This window comes from Marilutibacter chinensis, assembly GCF_021725675.1.
Taxonomy (GTDB): domain Bacteria; phylum Pseudomonadota; class Gammaproteobacteria; order Xanthomonadales; family Xanthomonadaceae; genus Marilutibacter; species Marilutibacter chinensis.
The window spans coordinates 450,247-472,357 of sequence record NZ_JAKJPO010000001.1; the positions used below are offsets into that span (position 1 = coordinate 450,247).

Annotated in this window: 20 protein-coding genes and 4 tRNA genes; 10 read left to right on the top strand and 14 right to left on the bottom strand. The window is 68.3% G+C overall.

Going from position 1 to position 22,111, the window contains the following annotated elements:
- Positions 1-77: 77 nt before the first annotated feature.
- Positions 78-689, top strand: a complete 612-nt coding sequence (msrQ, locus tag L3V18_RS01975; protein ID WP_237052925.1) for a protein-methionine-sulfoxide reductase heme-binding subunit MsrQ — start codon at positions 78-80, stop codon at positions 687-689.
- Here the strand turns inward: msrQ and L3V18_RS01980 are convergent.
- Positions 658-1,461, bottom strand: coding sequence for an FHA domain-containing protein (locus L3V18_RS01980; protein ID WP_237052926.1), 804 nt, complete (start codon positions 1,459-1,461; stop codon positions 658-660). The genes msrQ and L3V18_RS01980 overlap by 32 nt on opposite strands.
- A 112-nt stretch (positions 1,462-1,573) precedes the next feature.
- On the opposite strand from L3V18_RS01980, the gene L3V18_RS01985 reads away from it, so the two are divergent.
- Complete coding sequence (locus L3V18_RS01985; RefSeq protein ID WP_237052927.1) at positions 1,574-1,849, top strand: polyhydroxyalkanoic acid system family protein; 276 nt, start codon at positions 1,574-1,576, stop codon at positions 1,847-1,849.
- Here the strand turns inward: L3V18_RS01985 and L3V18_RS01990 are convergent.
- A complete protein-coding gene (locus L3V18_RS01990) occupies positions 1,842-2,582 on the bottom strand; it encodes a DUF8198 family protein (protein WP_237052928.1) in 741 nt (246 codons plus the stop codon). The genes L3V18_RS01985 and L3V18_RS01990 overlap by 8 nt on opposite strands.
- A 96-nt stretch (positions 2,583-2,678) precedes the next feature.
- Between L3V18_RS01990 and L3V18_RS01995 the strand changes: the two genes are divergently transcribed.
- The 3 genes from L3V18_RS01995 (at position 2,679) to L3V18_RS02005 (ending at position 6,029) form a co-directional block, all read left to right on the top strand.
- The gene (locus L3V18_RS01995) at positions 2,679-4,004 is read left to right on the top strand and encodes a patatin-like phospholipase family protein (protein ID WP_237052929.1); all 1,326 of its coding nucleotides are present in this window, start codon (positions 2,679-2,681) and stop codon (positions 4,002-4,004) included.
- 85 nt (positions 4,005-4,089) lie between these two features.
- Entirely contained in the window at positions 4,090-4,713 is a 624-nt protein-coding gene (locus L3V18_RS02000; protein ID WP_237052930.1) for a phasin family protein, read from the top strand.
- Positions 4,714-5,027: 314 nt separating this feature from the next.
- Entirely contained in the window at positions 5,028-6,029 is a 1,002-nt protein-coding gene (locus L3V18_RS02005) for a restriction endonuclease (protein ID WP_237052931.1), read from the top strand.
- 130 nt (positions 6,030-6,159) lie between these two features.
- On the opposite strand, the gene L3V18_RS02010 is transcribed toward L3V18_RS02005, so the two are convergent.
- Positions 6,160-8,163, bottom strand: coding sequence for an SDR family oxidoreductase (locus tag L3V18_RS02010; protein ID WP_237052932.1), 2,004 nt, complete (start codon positions 8,161-8,163; stop codon positions 6,160-6,162).
- 154 nt (positions 8,164-8,317) lie between these two features.
- Here L3V18_RS02010 and L3V18_RS02015 point away from each other — a divergent pair, with 154 nt between their 5' ends.
- From L3V18_RS02015 to arsC, 5 genes are all read left to right on the top strand, one after another.
- Positions 8,318-8,575 (top strand): acyl-CoA-binding protein, encoded by a 258-nt coding sequence (locus L3V18_RS02015; protein WP_237052933.1) that lies wholly within the window; start codon positions 8,318-8,320, stop codon positions 8,573-8,575.
- 17 nt (positions 8,576-8,592) lie between these two features.
- A complete protein-coding gene (locus L3V18_RS02020; RefSeq protein WP_237052934.1) occupies positions 8,593-9,219 on the top strand; it encodes a TetR/AcrR family transcriptional regulator in 627 nt (208 codons plus the stop codon).
- Between the two features lie 92 nt (positions 9,220-9,311).
- Positions 9,312-10,166 carry a tetratricopeptide repeat protein gene (locus tag L3V18_RS02025; protein WP_237052935.1) on the top strand — a complete coding sequence of 285 codons (855 nt, stop codon included), beginning with the start codon at positions 9,312-9,314 and terminating at the stop codon, positions 10,164-10,166.
- 97 nt (positions 10,167-10,263) lie between these two features.
- A tRNA-Val gene (locus L3V18_RS02030) sits at positions 10,264-10,338 on the top strand.
- A gap of 168 nt (positions 10,339-10,506) precedes the next feature.
- Positions 10,507-10,866: an arsenate reductase (glutaredoxin) gene (gene arsC / locus L3V18_RS02035; protein ID WP_237052936.1), complete on the top strand. Its 360-nt coding sequence runs from the start codon at positions 10,507-10,509 to the stop codon at positions 10,864-10,866.
- A gap of 515 nt (positions 10,867-11,381) precedes the next feature.
- On the opposite strand, the gene L3V18_RS02040 is transcribed toward arsC, so the two are convergent.
- The 11 genes from L3V18_RS02040 to kdsB all read right to left on the bottom strand — a co-directional run bounded on the left by L3V18_RS02040 (position 11,382) and on the right by kdsB (position 22,111).
- Positions 11,382-11,834, bottom strand: coding sequence for a hypothetical protein (locus L3V18_RS02040; RefSeq protein WP_237052937.1), 453 nt, complete (start codon positions 11,832-11,834; stop codon positions 11,382-11,384).
- Between the two features lie 111 nt (positions 11,835-11,945).
- Positions 11,946-13,568, bottom strand: a complete 1,623-nt coding sequence (locus L3V18_RS02045; protein WP_237052938.1) for an FMN-binding glutamate synthase family protein — start codon at positions 13,566-13,568, stop codon at positions 11,946-11,948.
- 152 nt (positions 13,569-13,720) lie between these two features.
- On the bottom strand, positions 13,721-14,947 hold the full coding sequence (locus L3V18_RS02050; protein ID WP_237052939.1) for a lytic murein transglycosylase: 1,227 nt from the start codon (positions 14,945-14,947) through the stop codon (positions 13,721-13,723).
- 191 nt (positions 14,948-15,138) lie between these two features.
- Complete coding sequence (locus tag L3V18_RS02055; RefSeq protein ID WP_237052940.1) at positions 15,139-17,229, bottom strand: right-handed parallel beta-helix repeat-containing protein; 2,091 nt, start codon at positions 17,227-17,229, stop codon at positions 15,139-15,141.
- A 417-nt stretch (positions 17,230-17,646) separates the two neighbouring features.
- Positions 17,647-17,733, bottom strand: a tRNA-Leu gene (locus tag L3V18_RS02060).
- A 212-nt stretch (positions 17,734-17,945) separates the two neighbouring features.
- Positions 17,946-18,019: transfer RNA gene (locus L3V18_RS02065), tRNA-Cys, on the bottom strand.
- A 135-nt stretch (positions 18,020-18,154) separates the two neighbouring features.
- A tRNA-Gly gene (locus L3V18_RS02070) sits at positions 18,155-18,230 on the bottom strand.
- A 40-nt stretch (positions 18,231-18,270) separates the two neighbouring features.
- A complete protein-coding gene (gene pgsA, locus L3V18_RS02075; protein ID WP_237052941.1) occupies positions 18,271-18,846 on the bottom strand; it encodes a CDP-diacylglycerol--glycerol-3-phosphate 3-phosphatidyltransferase in 576 nt (191 codons plus the stop codon).
- Complete coding sequence (gene uvrC, locus L3V18_RS02080; protein ID WP_237052942.1) at positions 18,843-20,723, bottom strand: excinuclease ABC subunit UvrC; 1,881 nt, start codon at positions 20,721-20,723, stop codon at positions 18,843-18,845. The genes pgsA and uvrC overlap by 4 nt, the downstream gene beginning before the upstream one ends.
- Before the next feature lie 124 nt (positions 20,724-20,847).
- Positions 20,848-21,339 (bottom strand): low molecular weight protein-tyrosine-phosphatase, encoded by a 492-nt coding sequence (locus tag L3V18_RS02085; RefSeq protein ID WP_237053685.1) that lies wholly within the window; start codon positions 21,337-21,339, stop codon positions 20,848-20,850.
- A 4-nt stretch (positions 21,340-21,343) separates the two neighbouring features.
- The gene (kdsB, locus tag L3V18_RS02090) at positions 21,344-22,111 is read right to left on the bottom strand and encodes a 3-deoxy-manno-octulosonate cytidylyltransferase (protein WP_237052943.1); all 768 of its coding nucleotides are present in this window, start codon (positions 22,109-22,111) and stop codon (positions 21,344-21,346) included.

Below are 22,111 nucleotides of genomic sequence, written 5' to 3' on the forward strand. Positions count from 1 at the left end.
GCATGACCGACCCGAGTCGAGCGGCCTCCGCGGCCCGTCCCCGGCGCAGGCCTGCCCGTCCACGCACGCCTCGCTGGGTGATCGCCGCCAAGACGCTCGTGCACGCGCTGGCGCTGACACCCGCGGCGATCCTCGCCTGGCAGATCCGCGAGGAATGGCTGACCGGCAGCGGTGGCCTTGGCGCGGACCCGGTCGCCGAGATCGAACACCGCCTCGGCCTGTGGGCGCTGCGCCTGCTGATGGTCACACTGGCGGTCACCCCGCTGCGGCAGTTGACCGGCCAGGCGTCGCTGCTGCGATTCCGGCGGATGCTGGGGCTCTACGCATTCGCCTACGCGACCCTCCACCTGCTCGCCTATCTGGTGCTGGACCTGCGCGGCTACTGGACCCAGATATTCGAGGAGATCGTGAAGCGGCCGTACATCACCGTCGGCTTCCTCGCGTGGCTGCTGCTGATCCCGCTGGTGGCGACCTCGACCACCGCGGCGATCCGTCGCCTGGGCCGCAACTGGGGCCGTCTGCACAAGCTCGTCTACCCGATCGCCGTGCTGGCCGTACTGCACTTCTGGTGGCTGGTGAAATCCGACATCCGCGAGCCGCTGATGTATGCGGCGATCCTGGCGATCCTGCTCGGCTGGCGGCTGGGCCGCAGGGCGCTCAGCGCACGCCGTACAGCAGCAGCAGGCTGAGCGCTCCGGCCAGCAACAACGCGGCCAGCAGCAGCCAGGGAATCCGCAATGCGGTGCGGGCGACCGCCGGGACGCTCTCCATCGGCCGCAACGATGCCGGCTCCGGATCGAAGGCCGGCAGGCTCAGCGACGGGTGCTGCGGCATCGTCGCGGCTTCGACCACGAAGCGCTGCTGGGTGCCGAACATCACCTGCGATCCCGGCGTCAGCATTGCGTGCCGTACCGGCCAGCCGTTGACCCGACTGCCGTGCTGCGAGCCCAGATCGCGCAGGATCACACCTTCCGGGTGCGGCTCGAGGCGGGCGTGCCGCTCGGCGAAACCGGGCTCGTCGATCCTGATCTCGCAGGCGCGCTGGCGACCGACCAGCAACGGCCGGTCGAGCACGACCGCGCGGCCGTGATGGGCGCCCCCGACTCCGCGCAGCACCATCGCCGCTCCGGAGGACCCGGTGGATCCGGGCTGGCCGTCGGGTGGCGGCGCCGGCTCGGGACCGATCAGCGAAACCTGGTATCCGTCCACGTGCAGGACATCGCCCATCCGCAGCATCGCCATGTGCCGGATCGGACGGCCGTTGACGTGGATGCCGCGCACGTCGTCGCGCAATTGCAGCCAGATCCCCCGGCGATCGATGCAGAACTGCATGATGCCGCGATCGGGGTCGTCGACCAGGACCGGCAGGCCGCCGTCGTCGCGGCCGAGCGCGTGGACGCCCGGCCCCAGCGGCAGGTCGCTGCGTTCGCGATTGGGAAATTGCAGTCGTATGGCATTCACGCGAGCGCAATCTAGCACGACGCAGACGCTTCCCGGGACTCTACCGCGCCGCCCTGGACGGGCTGGCCGAAGCCGCGAGACGACCGCACAATAGCGGCCAGGAGGGAATCCCATGCCCAGCATCGACATTCGACATGCCCACTCGCTTGCCCACGACGACGCCCGCCGGGCGGTGCAGGAGGTCGCCGAAAAACTGGCCGACCGCTTCGGTGTCGAATACGACTGGAGCGGCGACGACCTGAACTTCCGTGCCGCCGGCGTGGACGGCCGGATCGCGCTGGCGCCGAGCGCACTGCGGGTGACAGCGCAACTGGGCTTCCTGATGTCCGCGTTCAAGGGGCCGATCGAGAACGAGATCCGCCGGGTGCTGGACGAGCGCTTCAGCTGAACGACGCCCCCGGACCGAACGGATCGGGCTCGGCGGCGAACAACCGGCGCGATACTTCGCGCTCGTCCCTTTCGATCTCGGCGACGAAGCCGCGCACGTCGCCCAGTTGCGCGAATGCGGCCGCCCCACGCTCGAGGAAGGCCTGCAGCTCGTCGAGCCCGGCCGCCCGCGCCGGCCCGCGCGACAGCCTCAGCAGCGTGGTCACCCCCGGCGTCTTCAGCGCCTGGGCAAGCCCGAACCCCGCACGCACGATCAGGTCGATCTGGCGGCCGCGCACCCGCGGCAGGCCGGTCGCCCGATAGGCCCTTGCGTACAGCTCGACGTCGAGCGTCTTCCTGCGCGCCGCGTTGCGCTCCAGCCACACGGCCATGCGCAGGTCCAGGGCGTGGGTCAGCAGCCCCAGTTCGATCGCATCGGCAACCGCCGCCAGCAGTCGCGTCGGCAGCAGCTTCTGCATCATCGGCAGGACCCGGGCGATGTCGGCGTCACGGCGGCTGAAGTCCTTGTCGGCGTAGACGTCGCTGAGGAAGAAATTCGCGGCCGGCCGGCGCCGCGGATCATCCAGGAAATGGCCGAAACTCGCTTCCAGCCGCGCCGACTGCCAGCGTCGCAGCTCCGGCAGCCAGCGCGACCCGTTGCGCGGGTCGCGTTGCGGATCGTGCAGCGTCTGGTGCGCCGCCAGCAGGCGCGCCAGGCGTTCGACGGCATCGTGGTGGCGGTGCTTGCGGGGCATCCTGCGACGATCGTACGGGAGACGGCGCCGGCAGTGTGGGCCGGCGTCGCAGCCGCTACACTCGGCCCGACACCGCAAAAGGTACGGCTGCCCGCGATGCTTTCCCTCCACAGCGCCCACTCACGCTCCCGGCACGGTGCCGGAGGCGAACCGCGGATCGGCCTGGCCGTCGCCGGCGGCGGCCCGATCGGCGGCATGTACGAACTCGGTGCGCTGCGGGCGCTCGACGAGGCGCTCGACGGACTCGACCTGACCCGGCTGGACGCCTATGTCGGCGTCAGCAGCGGCGCCTTCCTGGCCGCGGCACTGGCCAACCGGATCGATACCGCGCAGATGTGCCGGATCTTCATCACCGGCGACAGCGACGATGTCCGCTTCCGTCCGGAGACCTTCATGCGCCCGGCGGTGTACGAATACCTGCGCCGCGCCGCCAGCCTTCCGCGGCTGACGCTGGAATGCTGGCAGGCGATGTTGTTCTCGCCGGCGACGGTACGCTGGCCCGACCTGCTGGCGCGCTTCGGCGGGCTGGTGCCGACCGGCCTGTTCGACAACGAGCACGTCGAGCGCTTCCTGCGCGACGTGTTCACCCGTCGTGGCCGCAGCAACGACTTCCGCACACTCGACGCCGACCTGTTCGTGGTCGCCGTCGACCTGGACAGCGGCGACACCGTGCGCTTCGGCGACGAGGGCTGGGACGACGTGCCGATCTCGCGCGCCATCCAGGCCAGCGCCGCCCTGCCCGGCCTGTATCCCCCGGTGGCGATCCACGGCCGCCAGTTCGTCGATGGCGCGCTGCGGCGGACGATGCATGCCTCGGCGGTGCTGGACCGCGACATCGATCTGATGATCGGGGTCAACCCGCTGGTGGCCTTCAATGCCGGCGACCCAGGCGGGGCCGCGCCAGGCCACGCGTCCGACAGCCACGCGCGGCTGGCATCGGGCGGCCTGCCGGCGGTGCTGTCGCAGACCTTCCGCAGCCTGCTGCAGTCGCGGATGCAGGTCGGTCTGGCCCGCTATACCAGGCAGTATCCGCATGTCGACCAGCTGGTGTTCGAGCCCAATCCCGACGACGGCGAGCTGTTCTTCACCAACGCCTTCAGCTTCGCCGCGCGCCGGCGCATCTGCGAGATCGCCTACCGCAACACCCTCGACGACCTGCGCCGACATCGCGACATACTGGCGCCGCAGCTCGCCCGGCATGGCATCGGGCTGCGGCAGGCGGTGATCGAGGACCGCCAGCGGACCCTGGTCGGCAGCCTGGACGCATCCGGCGGGCCCGATACCGACACCGTCGCCGAACTCAAGCGCGCGCTCGACGACGTCGACCGGATCGTCGCACGGCGGGAAAGCAAGCCACGTACCCGCCCGCGGGCACGCAGCTCCGCGCGCGGGAAATCCTCCGCAGGCGAACCGTTGGTGTGAAAGCTCTAGAGTCCCGGCGCATGGTCGGGAACAGAGCCACATGACAATGCGGGCCACTTCTGGCCCACCGATCACGGAGCGACGCATGGCCAAGTTGAAGAAATCCGCCAAGAAGGCGGCATCCCCGGCGACCGACCCGCAGCAGCAGGCCGAGCGCCTGGCCAAGGGCATCAGCGAGTCCGCGCAGCAGATCTGGCTCGCCGGCATGGGTGCGTTCGCCCGCGCCCAGGCCGAGGGCACCAAGCTGTTCGAGGGGCTGGTCAAGGAAGGCCTGGGCCTGGAAAAGAGCGCGCGCAAGTTCGCCGGCGACCTCGCGACCAGCCAGGCCGACGCGGTCCGCGACGCCGTCGAGAATCGCGTCGGGCAGGCCCGCGAACGCGCTGCCGACACCTGGGACCGGCTGGAGAAGGTGTTCGAGGAGCGCGTGCAGCGCGCCCTGGTCAAGCTCGGCGTCCCCGGTCGCGACGATCTCGCAGATCTCAGCCGTCGGGTCGAGGCGCTGACCGCGGAGCTCCGCCGACAGGGCGGCGGCAAGACGGCCAAGGCCCCGAGCAGGACGGCCGCCAGCCGTTCCGCGAAAACGGCTGCCAAGAAAGCCACCGCATCGCGGGCAAAGACCAGGCCAGCAACGGCGAAGAAGGCCGCCGGCAAGCCGGCCAGGAAGACCGCAACCCGCAAGGCCGCCCGCAAGGCATCGCCAGGCGCCTGATCGGGACATCCCACTCCGATGGCGGCCCCGCCGCCATCCGCGTCCACCGACGCACCGTTTGGCCCGCCAGTCCGTACACCCGTATGCTCCCCTCCCCTTACGGTTCCGGACTGGCGGGCTTTCTGCTTACCGGCACCGCCATCCGGAGCGGCGCCGAGCCGACCTGAGCACCGCCACGGATTGGCCGTCTGCCTAGCCGCTCACTGACTTCGACGTCGACAACGCGTATAGTCGCCGCGCCTCGCGCGCGTGCGCGTGCGCGATCGCAAGAAGACATCGCACTCGAGGACAGGATGCTCACGGTTTCAACCGTCTTGACCACACTCGGCGTCACCGCCGCCATCGGTGCGCCGCTGACGATCTATCTGTGGCGGATACGCCGTCGCAATCACGAAGTCGGCCGCGGGCTGGCCGCGCTGGCCGCGATGCGCTGGCGCGAGTTCTCCGGTTTCGTGGTGGAGGCGCTGCACGCGCAGGGATTCGAGGCCGACCGCCTCGACTCCTCCCCCCAGAGCGGGCAGGCCGCCGACCTGAAGCTGACCCGCAATGGGGAGAGCTGGCTTCTGAGCTGCAAGCAGGGCCTCAACTACCGGATCGACTCCACGCAGATCGCCAGCCTGGCGGACGCGGTACGTTTCGCCGGCGCGTCCGGGGGCATCGTCGCCACCCTCGGCTCGATCCAGAAGGAAGCCCGCACGAACAACCGTGGCATGGAGCTGATGGACGGCCCCGCGGTGTGGGAACTGGTCGAACCGCTGCTGCCGGCCAGTCTGCGCGACGACCTGGCCGAGCACGCGAAGCGGCGCAGCATCGGCGAGACGCTTCTCGCCTGGGTGATCGCCCTGCTGACCGGCGGCGTGGTCGCATTCGCGATCTCCAACGGCGGCGGCGACACGGCGGCGGTGCCCGCGACCGATGCTTCCACGCGCGCCGCACAGGATGCATCGGCCCCCGCCGTTCCTACGCCCGCCCCCCCTCGGGATGCGGCAACCGCGACGCCTTCCGACGCCACTACGGCGGCCGAACCGGCCCAGCCGGCTTCGCCCGCCGAGGCGCCCGCACTCGACGAAACCCAGCAGCGCCGTGAGGTGGTCGAACGCGTCAGACAGCTTCCCGGCGTCAAGCGGGTGGCCTGGTCGACCCGCTCGACCCTGCTGATCGACATGGATGGCAGCGTCGCCGACGGCCCCGCCTTCACCCGTCCGATCTGTACGGTGCTGGAGAAATACGAGGCGTTGCGCGCGTCGCGGCTGCAGCTGCAGCCGCCGGAAGGCAGCGATGCCCGGGTGCGTTTCATGCAGTGCCGCACCTACTGACCGGCGACGCGCCGGACGCCTGAGCCGCCCCGCTACCGACTGCCGGAGGCGGTCCCCAGGCGACACGCGGCCGTCGCGTCGCCGGCGCCCGGGACACCGATTCCCGATAGCCGCCGCCCCGTGCGCCGGCCTACCAGTGCACCCCGCGCATCAGCGCGGCGAACGCGATCTGCTCGTTGCTCGGCTGCTCGTTCCTGATCCCTTCGCGGCTGCCCTTGGCGGCCGCCGAATCCGGGAACAGCTCGAAGGCGGTGTTCATCACGACCTCGTAGGCCTTGGGCGCGAGCGCATTGATCACCGCGGCGAAAATGCCCAGGCGCGTCGCGATCCGGCTGGGCCGCTCGATGATGCCCTTCACCACAAGGTCGGCCGCCTCCTCCGGCGTCAGCGTCGGCACGCTGTCGTACATCTTGGTCGGCGCGATCATCGGGGTCTTCACCAGTGGCATGTTGATCGTGGTGAAGGCGATGCCCTTGCCCGACAGCTCGCCCTGGGCGCAGCGGCTGAACGCATCCAGCGCCGCCTTGGATGCGACATAGGCGGAGAACCGCGGTGAGTTCGCCAGCACGCCGATCGAGCTGATGTTGATGATGTGTCCCTTGCGTCGCTCGGTCATCTTCGGCATGAAGCCCATGATCAACCGCAGCGAGCCGAAATAGTTCAGTTGCATCGTCCGCTCGAAGTCATGGAAGCGGTCGTAGCTGAGCTCGATCGAGCGCCGGATCGAACGGCCGGCGTTGTTGATCAGGATGTCGACATGACCGTGCTCGGCCAGCACCTGCTGCACCAGCCTGTCGCAGTCGGCCATGTCCGAGAGGTCGGCGGTATAGGCGAAGACCTTCGCGGGAGATGCCTTGCCGCCGGCCGCCCTCATCTCGTCGCGCGCCTTGAACAGCTCCTCCTCGCCGCGCGCGACGATCACGGTGATCGCACCCGCCTCGGCCACCCGCTTCGCCGTGGCCAGACCGATTCCCGACGAACCGCCCGTGATCACCACGACCTTGTTGCGCACCTTGCCCTTCAGCGTGCGGTCGACGAACAGGTCCGGATCGAGATTGCGCTCCCAGTAGTCCCACAACCGCCAGGCATAGTCCTCCAGCCGCGGCACCGCGATGCCGCTGCCCTTCAGCGCGCGCTCGGCGTCGCGGTTGTCGAAGCGGGTCGGATAGGTGACGAACTTCAGCGCCTGCCTGGGAATCCTGAAATCGCGCAGCAGCATGCCGACGAAGCGTCGCACCGGCGGCAGGCTGCCGACTGCCATCCGCACGCTGCCGGGCACGAAGGCGAACATCCGCGCATCGATGCGCATCGTCATTTCGGGCGCGTGCCCGGCGCGGGCGAACAGGTTGAGTACCTCCCCGACCCGCTGCGGCTCGGAATCGGTCAGGTGGAAGCAGTGGCCGTCGAGCCGGGGCTTGTGGGCGATGTGGTCCATCGCGTCGGCGACGAAATCGACCGGGACGATGTTGATGCGGCCGCCCTCGACGCCAAGGGTCGGCACCCACGGCGGCAGCATCTGCCGCATCTTCTTCAGCAGGGTGAAGAAGTAGTACGGGCCGTCGATCTTGTCGATCTCGCCGGTCTGCGAGTGGCCTACGACGATGCCGGGACGATAGATACGCCACTTGACGCGCTTGTCGGCACGCACCAGTCCCTCGGACTCGTGCTTGGTGCGCAGATAGGGATCGTCGAGGCCTTCTGCCTCGTCGAACATGTCCTCGCGGAACACGCCCGGATACAGGCCGGCCGCCGCGATCGAACTGGTGTGATGGAAACAGCCGGCCTTGATCGAGGCGGCGAGATCGAGCGCATGACGGGTGCCCTCGACATTGGCCGCGTGCTGCGATTCCGGGCTGGCGGTCAGGTCGTAGATCGCCGCCAGATGGAAGAAATGACGGATCTTGCCGGTCAGCGCCTTGCGCTGGGCCGCGCTGACCCCGCAGTCGGGCTTGGCCATGTCGCCCTGCACCGCGACCACGCGTTTCATGTCCCAGCCCATCCGCCGGCCGATCTCATCGAGCTTCCTGCGCGACTCCTTGCGCACCAGCACATGGACCGTGCCCTTGCGCTTGAGCAGGTTGCCGACCAGAAACCGGCCGATGAAGCCGGTCGCGCCCGTGACGAAGTAATCCATGACTCCTCTCTCCCCAACCTGCCGGCCGCGCCGATGCGGCCGTCCCGGGCTTACGGTGCCAGAGCCCCGCATGCAGCACAATTCCCTTCCGTATTGACCGCCCCCCCGCTGCGTGATGTGATTCGGGCGAATCCCAACGTCGAGACCAGCACCGATGACGGACCTCAAGCGTGCGTTCGAACAGGCCTCCAAGGATGTGCACGACCTGTCGGAGCGCCCCGACAACGACACCCTGCTGCGGCTGTACGCGCTCTACAAGCAGGGCAGCGAGGGCGACGTGAGCGGGCCCAAGCCGGGCTTCTTCGACTTCGTCGGCACCGCCAAGTACGAGGCCTGGGCCAAGCTGGCCGGTACCTCGAAGGAAGACGCGATGCGCAAGTACGTCGACCTGGTCGGCAAGCTGCGGTCCTGAGGCCGTCATCCGGGCGAATGGCCAGGCAGACGCGCCAGCGCATCCTCGATGCCAGCCTCGCGATGTTCAACGCGCAGGGCGAGCCGAACGTCACCACCAATCACATCGCCGACGAGCTGGAGATCAGCCCGGGCAACCTGTACTACCACTTCCGCAACAAGGACGACATCATCGAGCAGCTGTTCGCGCGCTTCGAGGAGCGCATGGACGATGCGCTGACGGTGCCCGAGGGGCGGCTGCCGGGACTGGAGGACATCTGGCTGCAGCTGCATCTGGTGTTCGAGTGCATCTGGGACTATCGCTTCCTGCACCGCGACCTGGTCGAGATCCTCAGCCGCAACCGCCGCCTGCGGCTGCGCTTCGCACGGATCCTGCGCCGCGCCGACGAGCGCGCCCACGCGGTGATGCGCGGCCTGCTGCAGGCGGGGGTGATGCGGGCGTCGGGCAGCGAACTGGCGGCGACCGCGACCAACGTGCTGGTGATCGCAACGTTCTGGCTGAACTATGCGGCCGCCCGCGGCGACAAGGACGAGCACGCCGCGATCCGCGACGGCATCGTCCAGGTGATGATGCTCGTGGCCCCGTTCCTGCGCGACGCCGAGCGCCTGCACCTGAATCACCTGACCCGCGCCTACATGACCTGACCGCTGTCGCCGCGACGGAACCTGCGGTTCGCGCCGCAAGCATCGCCGTGGCATCGCACGCCGCCGCATCCAGTCCACCGCAAGGAACCGCCATGGCCGCCAAATCCTCCTGGGCCCCCTTCCCGCATGACGCCAAGCCCTTCACCTATGCCGGCGACGCGCTGAAGAAAGCCTGGCCCAAGCTGCATGCGGGCGATCTGGAGCCATTTCCCGACGCCACACGCGCCGCCGTGCTGATCGACGCCGCCGGCAAGGCGGCGCCGAAGAAGCTCGATGCCGACGCCCTTGCCGCCGAACTGCAGGAGGCCTGGCGCGCGTTCCACCGCGGCGACTTCGAGCGGGCTTTCGAGCTCGGCAGTGCGCTCGGTCCGGTCGGCGCATCGGTCGCGGTCAAGGCGCTGGGCATCCACGCCACCTACCTGGTCGACGACGACGGCGAACGACTCAAGCGCTACGAGCGGGCCGCCAAGCTGGCCGAGGCCGCGGTCGCCGCCCTGCCCGACGAAGCCAACAGCCACTACCGCCATGCATTCGCACTCGGCCGCTACAGCCAGGGCCTGAGCATCGCCAAGGCGCTGAAAGCCGGCATTGCCGGCAAGGTCCGCGCCGCCCTCGACACCGCGCTGGAGCTGGCGCCCAAGCACGCCGAGGCGCATACCGCGATGGCGCTGTACCACGCCGAGATCATCGGCAAGGTCGGCGCAATGATCGGCGGGCTGACCTACGGCGCCAAGGCCGCCGCAGCGGAAAAGCACATTCAGACCGCGCTGAAACTGACCCCGCAGTCGCCGATCGCCCATATCGAGCACGGCAACGTCCTGCTGCTGCTCCACGGCGAACGTCAGGAAGACGCGGCCGCAAGCGCCTATGAGAAGGCCGCCAGGCTCAAGCCGCTGGACGCGATGGAGGCGCTCGACGCGGCCTGGGCCGCCGACCAGCTCGAATGAGCCCGGACGCACGGACGCCGAGGGGACGCTTGCCTGCCGCCGCGGCTGCCAGTAAACTGCGCGGCCCACGCCAGACGCCTTTCACGGCCCTGAGCACGGGCGGTTAGCTCAGCGGTAGAGCATTGCCTTCACACGGCAAGGGTCGCAGGTTCGATCCCTGCACCGCCCACCAATCCCGAAGGGCCGGCTCATGCCGGCCCTTTTTCATGTCATCTACCGGCTCATGCCGGCCCTTTTTCGTGCCATCCACCGGCTCATGCCGGCCCGTTCTTGCGCCACCCGCGGCCGGCGGCACAGACTTTCCGTGCTGCCGTACCGGCCGCCACGACTGGAGACGCCGATGCCGTCCGCAACGCCCCTGCTCTACCACAACCCGCGCTGCTCGAAGTCGCGCGCGGCGCTGGCGCTGCTGAACGAACGCGGGATCGAGCCCGGGATCGTCGCCTATCTGGAGCAGCCGCCGTCGATCGACGAGCTGCGCGCCCTGCTCGCCCGGCTGGGCCTGGGCGCGCGCGAGCTGCTGCGCAAGGGCGAGGCCGAGTACGAGGAGCTGGGCCTGGACGATCCGGCGCTGGGCGACGAAGCCCTGATCGCGGCAATGCACATGCATCCGCGGCTGATCGAACGGCCGATCCTGGTCGTCGGCGAACGCGCGGTGATCGGCCGGCCGCCCGAACGGGTGCTGGAACTGCTGGACTGACGCGTTCAAGCTTGAGTCGAATGCGCGGGACGTGCCGTGAGTGGCTGGGACATCAACCCATGATTGTCTGCCATCGGTCGTTCCGGATGAGTCCGACGGTACGTTCGGCAAATGACCAGATTCCCCAGTCGCTGCTTCGCAGAACGGTGAATTGCAGCTGCTTGCGGTTCGGTATTTCCAGAGGCACGAGGTCATCCCCCGACACTTTGTCTATCCCCGCAAGATGCGCCGCATAGATAGAACCCGCGTGGGAGGCTATGCCCCAGTAGTGCCGATCCTCATCGCTATGATTGAGGACCTGCCACTGGTCACCCGATCCAATCAGGACCACGCCATTTCCGCCTGAAATCGCATAACCCTGGCCTGCAAGGGTACAGATACTTGTAAGGTCCGTATTGGTCGGGATATCCAGCGTGGTCCAGCGCTTGCCGTTGAAGTGTGCGGCATAGCCATCGGAGGTAACGGCAACGAAGTCATTTCTGTTGGCGCCGGCGATGTCTTCGATGGTGACGTCCTCACCCTCGACTCTGAGGGGGGGGGAGAGTTTCGATCGTCTCGTTATTCAGCCGATAGACTTGCCCGACCGAGCCCACGCAGATCACATCGTCACCGATGATGCGTATCCGCCGCAGCGGCCCTTCGTCGTCTACCGGCAAGTTTGGAAACAGTGTGCGAGAAGCGCCCAGCTCATCTTTGGTCGTGGGGATCTTCCAATCGAAACGGACAATGGTGCCGTTTTCTCCCAATACATAGGCCAGGCCGTCGGCGCTGGCATCGACCGACAATATCGCTTCGCCGGCCAGGGAGAAGTCGAGCCAGAGGCCATTCTTCTTAACGCCCACCCGGTTCTTCGGATCGTCATAGTCATCGCCAACGGTGCAGGCGAGGATGACGACATCGGGCGCGGGGCTTACGCCCTCCTGGATAAAGGCGTCTTGGATGAATTCGGAGTCTGAAATGCCATTCATGAGCAGGTTCCTTTTTTAGGCATCAGGTTCGCATTGGGCGGCGCGGCTGCTTGGCGCGCGGCAGCGGGTCGCTGGGTTTTACTTTCAACGTCATACTGGCGTGCCCCCGCTTCATAGCGACTTGTCCCGGCGCATCGCCTCGACCTTCGACGGCGCGGCGAACGAGTCACTGCTCGCATCGGCCCAGAAGTCGCGGAACACCGCGTGCTCGGGTACCTGGCCGAGCAGCTCGCCGGGCCTGAGGAATCTGTGCAGCGCCGCCAGCGAGCGCACTTCGATTGGCGAGACCCGTCGCAGGATGTGTTCCGGGCCGACCTGGCCGGGTTCGCTCAATCCGGCCGCGCACAGCATGTCTCGCAGCGCTTTCAGCGTGTTCTGCTGGAAACCCGCCACCCGCACCGCCTTGTCGTCGACGTCGAGGCGGCGCCAGCGCGACGGGTCCTGGGTCGCGACCCCGGTGGGACAGCGGTCGGTATGGCAGCTCAGCGACTGGATGCAGCCCAGCGCGAACATGAAGCCCCGGGCGGCGTTGCACCAGTCCGCCCCCATCGCCAGTGTCCGGGCGAGATCGAAGGCGCTGGTGATCCGGCCCGCCGCACCGATCCGCACCCGGTCGCGCAGGTTCAGACCGACCAGGGTGTTGTGCACCAGCATCAGGGCCTCATGCATCGGCAGGCCGACATGGTCGATGAACTCCGCCGGCGCCGCACCGGTTCCGCCCTCGGCGCCGTCGACGACGATGAAGTCCGGCAGCACGCCGGTTTCCTGCATCGCCTTGGCGATGCCGAACCACTCCCACGGATGGCCGACGGCGAGCTTGAAGCCGGTCGGCTTGCCGCCGGACAGCTCGCGCAGGCGCGCCACGAAGGCCAGAAGCGATTTCGGCGAATCGAATGCGCTGTGACGTGCCGGCGAGATGCAGTCCTCGCCAACCGGCACGCCGCGGGCGGCGGCGATCTCCACGGTCACCTTGGCACCGGGCAGCATGCCGCCATGGCCGGGCTTGGCGCCCTGCGACAGCTTGATCTCGATCATCCTGACCTGCGGGTCGCGGGCGTTCTCGACGAACCGCTCTTCACTGAAGCTCCCATCCGGGTTCCGGCAGCCGAAGTACCCGGAACCGATCTCCCAGACCAGATCGCCGCCGTGCTCGCGGTGGTACGAGGAAATCGAACCCTCGCCGGTGTCGTGATAGAAACCGCCCAGCTTCGCGCCTTTGTTGAGCGCACGGATCGCGTTGGCCGAGAGCGAGCCGAAGCTCATCGCCGAGACATTGAACACGCTGACCGAGTACGGCTGCGCCGTGGCCTGGCCGACCACGACGCGGAAATCGTGCGAACCATGCTCGACCGGGCTCATCGAATGATTGATCCATTCGTAGTCGACCGCGTAGATGTCCTGCAGGCTGCCGAACGGACGCACGTCGCTGACCGACTTTGCGCGCTGGTAGACCAGTGCGCGCTGCTGCCGCGAGAACGGCACCTCGTCGGTATCGGACTGTATGAAGTACTGACGCATTTCCGGACCGATCGATTCCAGCCCATAACGGAAATGCGCCAGGATCGGATAATTGCGCCGCAGCGTGCTGGTCTTCTGCAGCAGGTCCCAGGTGCCCAGCGCGCTCAACGCACCGAACAGCAGCACCGCCCATCCCCATCCGGGCTGCCAGTACCAGGCGAGCAGCGAAATCACGGTCAGGGCCAGGCAGGCGATGTACGCTGAATATCGGGACATGCGACGTCGGAAGCTCCATGTTGGAATTGCCCCGCACAACGGCAGGCAGGAGCGGCATAAGCCGTGCTGGCGGGTCTGCGTGAAAACCCGATCGCGACTTGCGCCGCTCCTACGAAGAACATGCGGATCGACAGGATACCGGGTAGCCCGGGTCAACCATCGGACGGCGCGGCCGGCTGCACCCCTGCATCGCGCAGCGCCCGAAGGATCCGCTGGCCGGCGCGGCCATCGGCCGGCTGCAGTTCCAGCCGCACCTGCTCGGCCTCGATAGCGGCCCGGCTGGCCGAACCGATGATGCCGTCGACTTCGCCGATGTCGTGCCCCCGGGCGAGCAACAACGTCTGCAGCTCGCGACGCTCGGCGCGCGACAGCCCCGGATCGTCGGTCGGCCACGACGCCACGAAGGGGCCGTATCCACGCAGCCGGTCCGAAAGGTGCGCGATCGCCAGCGCGTAGCTCTCGGCCGCATTGTAGGAATAGATCGCGTCGAAGTTCTTGAACACGAGGAATGCCGGCCCCTGGCGCCCGGCCGGCAGCAACAGGGCGGCCTGGGTGTTCCCGGGCACGGCGAATGCCTGCCCGTCGACCCGTGCGACGCCACGCCCGCTCCAGTACGACAGCGGACGGCGACTGGTCCGTCCGGACACCGCGGTATCGAAGCGGTCCGGCAACCGCACCTCATGTCCCCAGGGCTGGCCGCTGCGCCATCCCGAACGCTTGAGGTAGTTCGCGGTCGACGCCAGCGCATCGGGAACGCTGTCGACCAGGTCGCGGCGGCCGTCGCCGTCGAAGTCGACGGCGATCCTGCGATAGGTCGAGGGCATGAACTGGGTATGGCCGAACGCACCGGCCCAGGAGCCGACCAGCTTGTCTGCGGCGACGTCGCCGGACTGCACGATCCGCAGCGTCTCCAGCAACTCGCCACGGAAGAAGCCCTGCCGGCGCCCCATGCACGAGAGTGTGGTCAGCGAGGTCAGCAACGGGCGCTTGCCGAACACATCGCCGTAATCGCTTTCCACGCCCCATACCGCGACCACGGTGGCCGGATCGACGCCGTAGGCCGCCTCGACCCGCGACAGCGTGTCGGCATGTGTCTGCAGCATCGCGCGACCATCGGCGACGCGCTCCTCGTCGACCAGGCCGGCCATGTAATCCCAGATCGGCGTGGTGAACTCGGGCTGGCGGTCGAGCAGCTCCAGCAGCGAAGGGTCGGCGACGACTCCGGCGACGTGGGTGTCGAAGGTCGTCGCGTCGATGCCCGCAGCCAGCGCCCTGCCGCGAAGCGACTGCACGCAGCTGCCGATGTCCGCAGCTGTGGCGGTGGTACAGAAGCCGGCGCCCAGCAGCGCGGCGACGAGGATCGGGATCCGTATGTGCATCGCACCAGCTTACCTGCTGCCATGTGCAAACCGGATCATCGGCCATGCATCGGGATCGATCCCTCCATCGACTTCACGATGCGGGATGGCCCGTTGCGTCGCGGCCATCCCGACCGCCAGCGGGAGCTGGCGGGCCCGTTCCTGGTGGAAGGGGCCCGGCCGCCAGTGCCTCCGTCCGGAGTGCCGTCACCTCAGGGTTGCGCGTCTTCGATCTGCAGATCGTCCAGGTAGAACGACGTGCCGGCGGAGCCCGTTCCCACCAGCACCACCGAAACGGTCGCCGCGCCTGCGGGTGCCTGCACGACCGCATCCACCGACTGCCATCCGGCTTCCTGCACCGGCAGCGCCAGCACGCTGGTGTCCAGCACCTGTCCGTCTCCGGCGCGCCAGTCCAGCACCAGCCGGGGATTCACGGGATTGCCGACGCCACCCCGCACCCAGACGCTCACGGACTTGTTGCCCGGCGAGGCGGCATAACCCGGGTAGTTCGCCACCTCCACCCCCCAATACGCATCGACGACATCCACGCGCAGGCTGTAGCCGCCGCCGTGCGCCTGTGCGTCGCTGCGGGCCACTTCCGCGCCGTACCACGCGCCCCATGAGCCCAGCGATCCTTCCAGGGTCGCGGTGTCGGCATCGACCAGGTTGCCGACGGGGCCCGGTCCCGGCCCCCCGGACTGATCGCTGGTGCTGCCGGTATCCTGCAGGTAGGGCGCGACCTGCCATGCAGCGAAGCCGATGCGCTCGCCCCATCGCTTTGCGAACTGCCACGGACCGAAGTAGCGGTTCTCCGCGAAGCGGTTGCCGGCGTTGAACATCACCTGTTCCTGGATCTCGGCGACGGTGTATGGCGACCAGGGCAGATTGTCGGCGCCCGTGGCGATCAGCGCCTGTACGCCGCAGTAGTCGGCACCCTCGCAGGGGACGACATCCGGATCGAAATGGAATTCGTTGCGCACCACCTCGATGTTGCGCGCGTGCCAGCGGCAGTCGGTGCGATACGGCTCTTCGGCGATCCGCGTGTAGCACGGGTGAGCGGCGTTGATCGGATCGACGTAGTCGTAATCGTGCGGCCCCGGGATCAGCGTGGGCGTCACGAACGGCGTGCAATAGCCCTTGCTGGTGTTGCCGTTCGAATTGCAGAACCGGTTGGTGTTCTCGTAGATCGACACGCCCGAGAAATTGTTCTCGAAATAGTTGTCGTGGACGCGGATCCTGGCAGCGCCGGACGTCGCGGTGGACAGGCGCGAGTCGCCGCCGGACTCGGACAGGTAGATCGCCGGCGCCGGCGACCCCTGGTTGCGCAGCCCCTTGACCCAGGCGTTGTTGATCAGCGCGTTGCCGCGGATCGTCGCGTTGTAGCTGATCTCGTACCAGATGCCCTCGTCATCGTTGTTCTCGATGTAATTGCCTTCGAACAGGAAGTCGATGTTGTTGGTGTCCGCCCACAGACCGACGCTCTTGTTGTCGTGGACCCAGTTGTTGGTCACGCGGGCGCCCTGCACGTCCCAGAACTTGCCGCCGCCGCTGCAGCCGCAGCCGGGCTCCAGCACTTCCCAGTCGTCGGTGTTGTTTCCTGCGATCTCGTTGTGGTCCAGCTCGATGCCGGTGATCGCCGGGCCGCCCTCCACCGGCATCTTGAACATGCTGAAACCATACTGCCCGTTGTCCTTCAGGCAGTTGTAGCGGACGGTGTTTCCGCTGCCGAGGAACACGCCGGCGCCGTCGTTGTCGACGACGGTGTTGTACTCGATCAGCCAGCCGTCTCCCGCATCGTGATTGACCACGCCTTCGTTGTTGTTGTCCAGCCCGCGACCGAAGTTGCGGATGGTCAGGTGGCGGATGGTGACGTTGGTGGCGGTGCCGGTGAAGGCGTACAGGTTGAGGTTGCGTCCGTCGATCACCGCGCCCGGAGCGCCGACGTAGGTCGCGCCATCACGGGCGATGATCTGCCCGTACAGATCATCGCCGAGCGTATGCACGCCGGGTGCGAACCAGAACGTCGCGCCCGGACGGTTGAAGTCGAATCCGCTGTTGTCGCCGGCGGGAACGACAATGGCGCCGCCCGGTGGTGTCGCCGGACCGTCGAGCACGGCCGCGTTTCCACATATGCGTGCCGGCGGCTCCATCGGCCAGGGTGTGCTGCTGTCCGCAGCCCCTGCTCCGCCCTGGGCATGTGCGGCATCGGCGCCCAGCCCGGAAGCGGCCATGGCGAACACGAAAGCCGGTACGCCGACGGAACGAAAACGACGGAAGAGCGGCTGGCGTCGTGCAATGGACATCACGGACCTCCTTGTTGAGTGATCGTGCGGACCGCGGACCGGCCGGTCCGGCGCAATGCGAGAGTCTGCTGCAGCGCATCGGCAAAGACCTGCGACGCGATCACAGTAGGCACAGGAAAGCGCCATCGGATCCGCCTTCACCGGAACGGAGGCGTCGCCGCCGCGCCGGCTTGGACAAGCGCGGGTGACCCCGTCCCCGCATTCCAACGGAATCCTCACCGGCAGACCGGTGGCACGACAGCAACTGCAAATGCCGCTGCGGGCGGAGGGAAGCCGCTTCCCGCGGAGACCGGGACGGCTTTGGGCGAGCACCCGGGGGCTGAAGCGGAATGGCACGTCGTTCGCCGGCGCCTTCTGCCCCGCCCCGGCTCTCGCCATCAACGCGGACGCCCCTCGGATCGCGTCCCCGCGTTCGCCTGGTGCCCGGAGCCGGGATCGAACCGGCACGGCCTCGCGGCCGGCAGATTTTAAGTCTGCTGCGTCTACCAGTTTCGCCATCCGGGCAGCGCTCTGGAGGCCGGCAGCTTACCGCAGGAGCGACGCGGGCCGTGAGCCGCTGCAGAAACGGTCGTGGGAGCGGCGTAAGCCGCGATCGGGAACGCGATCAGTTCATCCGGAAGCTCAATCGCGGCCTGCGCCGTTCCTGCGTTGGTCGTCCCGGAGCCATCGACCGCGAAAAGAAAACGGGACGTCCCTGGAGGAACGTCCCGCGAGTCTGGAGGCCGAGGTCGGAATCGAACCGGCGTACACGGATTTGCAATCCGCTGCATAACCACTCTGCCACCCGGCCGGTGACTGTCGGCAAGCTTAACGCCTTTGCGGGCGTCTGCGCACTGCGGCGCTTTTCGCTTCCCGGAAAAGACAAAACCCCGCGAGGGGGCTTTGTCTGAAAGGCTCGCCCGGATCGGACTGGCCTCATCGAAACTGGAGCGGGAAACGAGACTCGAACTCGCGACCCCGACCTTGGCAAGGTCGTGCTCTACCAACTGAGCTATTCCCGCTGAGGAGCCGCCATTTTAGGCATCGCCACGAAACTGTCAACTAGTTTTTCGCGTTTCCCGCATCTTCCTTCAGGGTCGGCCAGGCGGCACGCAGATAGGCCAGCCCGGACCACAGCGTCAGCAGCGCGGCAGCGGCAAGCAGCCACTCGCCGATCACGAATACAGGCAGGCCGATGAACGGTTCCTGGTACAGCAGGCAGACCAGCGCGACCATCTGCACGATCGTCTTGACCTTGCCGATCGTGGCGACCTTGACCCTCGCGCGCTGGCCCAGTTCGGCCATCCACTCGCGCAATGCGGACACCGCGATCTCACGGCCGATGATCACCGCCGCCCACAGCGTCATCCAGACCGTCGGATGCTTCTGCACGGTCAGCATCAGTGCGATCGCGACCATCAGCTTGTCGGCGACCGGATCGAGGAACGCGCCGAACGCCGAGTGCTGGTCGTAGCGGCGGGCGATCCAGCCGTCCAGCCAGTCGGTGATCGAGGCCAGGGCGAAGATGAACGCGGCGGCGAAGTTGGTCCATTTGAACGGCAGGTAGAACACCAGCACCAGTACCGGGATCAGCAGGATCCGCAGCAGGGTCAGGAGGGTTGGTACCGTCAACTTCATGCAGTGCTCCGCGGGGGTGGGCGGTCGTCGTTGGGGGTGTCGAGCCCGTGCAGGGTCGCATAGATGCGCTCGGCCAGCGCCACGTTTACCCCCTCGACCCGCGCGATCTCCTCGACCCCGGCGGCCTTGAGACCACCCAGGCCGCCGAAATGCCGCAACAGATTAGCGCGCCGGCGCGGCCCGATGCCGGCGATGTCCTCCAGCCGGCTGCTGCCGCGGGCCTTCTGGCGGCGGCCGCGATGGCCGGTGATCGCAAAGCGGTGCGCTTCGTCGCGGACCTGCTGGATCAGCTGCAGCGCCGGCGACTCGGCGCCCGGACGCACGGCGCGCCCGTCCGGCAACAACAGCTCCTCATCGCCCGGTCGCCGTGCCGGCCCCTTGGCGACGCCGACCAGGACCACGCCCTGCACGCCGAGCTCGTCGAGCGCCTCGCGCGCCTGCGCCACCTGTCCTGCCCCGCCGTCGATCAGCAGCACGTCCGGCAACACGCCGTTCTCGTCCATCGCGCGCCGGAAGCGGCGGCCGATCGCCTGGTTCATCGCGGCGTAGTCGTCGCCCGGCTCGATGCCGGCGATGTTGTAGCGCCGGTACTGGCCGCGTACCGGCCCCTCGGCGTCGAACACCACGCACGAGGCGACGGTCGCTTCTCCCATCGTGTGGCTGATGTCGAAGCATTCGATCCGCGCGGCCGGCTCGGCCAGGCCCAGCAGGGCCTGCAATGCCTCGCTGCGGGCCTTCTGCGCCGCATGGCCGGTGCGTTCGGTGGCCAGCGCCAGCTCCGCGTTGCGACGGGCCAGGTCGAGATAACCGGCCCGCTCGCCGCGGACATTGCTGCGGATCTGCACCTTGCGGCCGTCGGCGCTGGTGGACAGCGCATGCTCGATCAGCTCACGGTCTGGAATGTCGCGGTCGAGGATGATCTCGCGCGGCGCCACCTGCTCGCCGTAGTACTGCGACACGAACGCCGCCAGCACCTCCTCGGCGCTGTCGCTGCCGTTGGTCTTCGGAAAGAAGGCGCGGGTACCGAGATTGCGGCCGTCGCGGAACGCCAGCAGCAGCACGCAGGCGGCGGCGTCGCGCATCGCCACCGCGAGCACGTCGAGGTCGGCAGCGCGGCCGTCGACGTACTGGCGCGCCTGCAGGGTGCGGATGGAACCGATCAGGTCGCGCAGGCGCGCGGCCTGTTCGAATTCCAGACGCGCGCTGGCCGCCTCCATCAGCTCGCCGAGCTCGCCTGTCAGCTCGTCGCTGCGGCCTTCCAGCAGCATCGTCGCCCGGCGCAGGCTTTCTGCGTACTCGCCAGCCTCTACCAGACCCACGCAGGGCGCGCTGCAGCGGCCGATCTGGTACTGCAGGCAGGGCCGCGACCGGTTGCGGAAGACGCTGTCCTCGCAACTGCGCAGGCGGAACAGCTTGTGGATCAGGTTCAGGGTCTCCCGAACCGCTCCGACGCTCGGGTACGGGCCGAAGTAGCGTCCCGGAATCGAACGCGCGCCGCGGTGCATCGCGATCCGCGGCCACGCCTCCTGGGTCATCAGCACGTAGGGATAGCTCTTGTCGTCGCGCAGCAGCACGTTGTAGCGCGGTCGCAGCGACTTGATCAGCTGGTTCTCCAGGATCAGCGCCTCGGCCTCGGTGCGGGTGACCGTGACCTCCATCCGCGCGACCTGCGACAGCATCGACGCGATCCGCGGCGACTTCGGCGAGGCGTTGAAGTAGCTGGCGACGCGCTTCTTCAGCGCGCCGGCCTTGCCGACATAGAGCACGCTGTCGTCGGCCGCGATCATCCGGTACACGCCCGGCGCAGTGCTCAACAGGCGAACGAAGGCCTTGCCGTCGAAGGATTCGGACGTGGTGGCGGGCTTCGCGTCTGGCATGGCGGCGATTATCCCGTACCCGCGCGGCCCGGGGCGACCGGGTCGGCAGAGGGAGATTCAGGGACGGCGCTCGCGGATGAACACGGACAGACCGCTGAGGCGCGCTATCGGCGTCTGTCGGCGGTCATCCGTGCCCCGGCCGGCTCTGCTCCCCGGCCGTCGCCAGGCGCGCGATCACGCCGGCGGCCGCCGCATCCAGCAAGCGGTAGACGTGCTCGAACTGCGCCGGGCCGCCGGTGTACGGATCGGGAATCTCGGTGACGCCGGGCACCCCCGCCCACTCCAGCAACAGCGCCGAGCGCGCCCGCGCACCCTCCGGAGCACGCGCACGGACATCGCGCAGGTTGCCGCGGTCCGCGCACAGCAGCCAGTCGAAATCGTGATGGTCGCCGCCGCGGAGCTGGCGCGCGCGCAGCTGTGCGATGTCGATGCCGTACTCGCGCGCCTTCGCGATCGCTCGCCGGTCAGGAGGATCGCCGACATGCCAGTCGCCGGTACCGGCTGAATCGAGCTCGACCCGACCGGCCAGCGGCGAGGCCGCGATCCGCGCCCGCAGCACCCCCTCGGCCAACGGCGAGCGGCAGATGTTGCCCAGGCAGACGACCAGCAGGCGAATCGGTTCAGCCATGGCCGCCCGCCAGCCGCGCCTCGGCCCGGGCCAGGTCCTCGGGCGTATCGACGCCCGGCGGGAACGGTTCGGGGGTACGCGCGACGGCGATCCGGAAGCCGGCCTCCAGCGCGCGCAACTGCTCCAGCGACTCGATCCGCTCCAGCCGCCCCGGCGGCATCTGTGCGAATCGCTTCAGGAACCCGGCCCGATAGCCGTAGATGCCGATGTGGCGCAGCCAGTGACCGCCGTCCGGCAACCGGCCGCGGTCGTGCTGGAACGCGTCCCGCGGCCACGGCAACGGCGCCCGGCTGAAGTACAACGCGTCGCCACTGGCGGCCTGCACCAGCTTCACCGTGTTGGGATCGAACAGGGCTTCGACATCCTCGACCGGCGTGGCCAGGGTCGCCATTTCCGCGCCGCTGTCGCGCAGCAACGCCGCCACCGCCCTGATGCCCGCTGCCGGTGCGAACGGCTCGTCGCCCTGCAGGTTCACCACCACGGTGTCGTCGGCCCAGCCGGCGATGCGCGCGCACTCGGCCAGGCGGTCGGTACCGGACGCATGCCCGCGGGCGGTCATCGCGACCCGTACCCCGGCCCCGTCCAGCGCCGCGGCGATGCGCGCGTCGTCGGCGGCGACCCATACCTCGCGCGCACCGGCGGCGAGCGCGCGGCGGGCGACATGCAGCACCAGCGGCTCGCCGGCCAGCAGCCGCAACGGCTTGCCGGGCAGCCGCGAAGCGTCGTGGCGGGCGGGAATGGCGACGACGAAATCGGACAT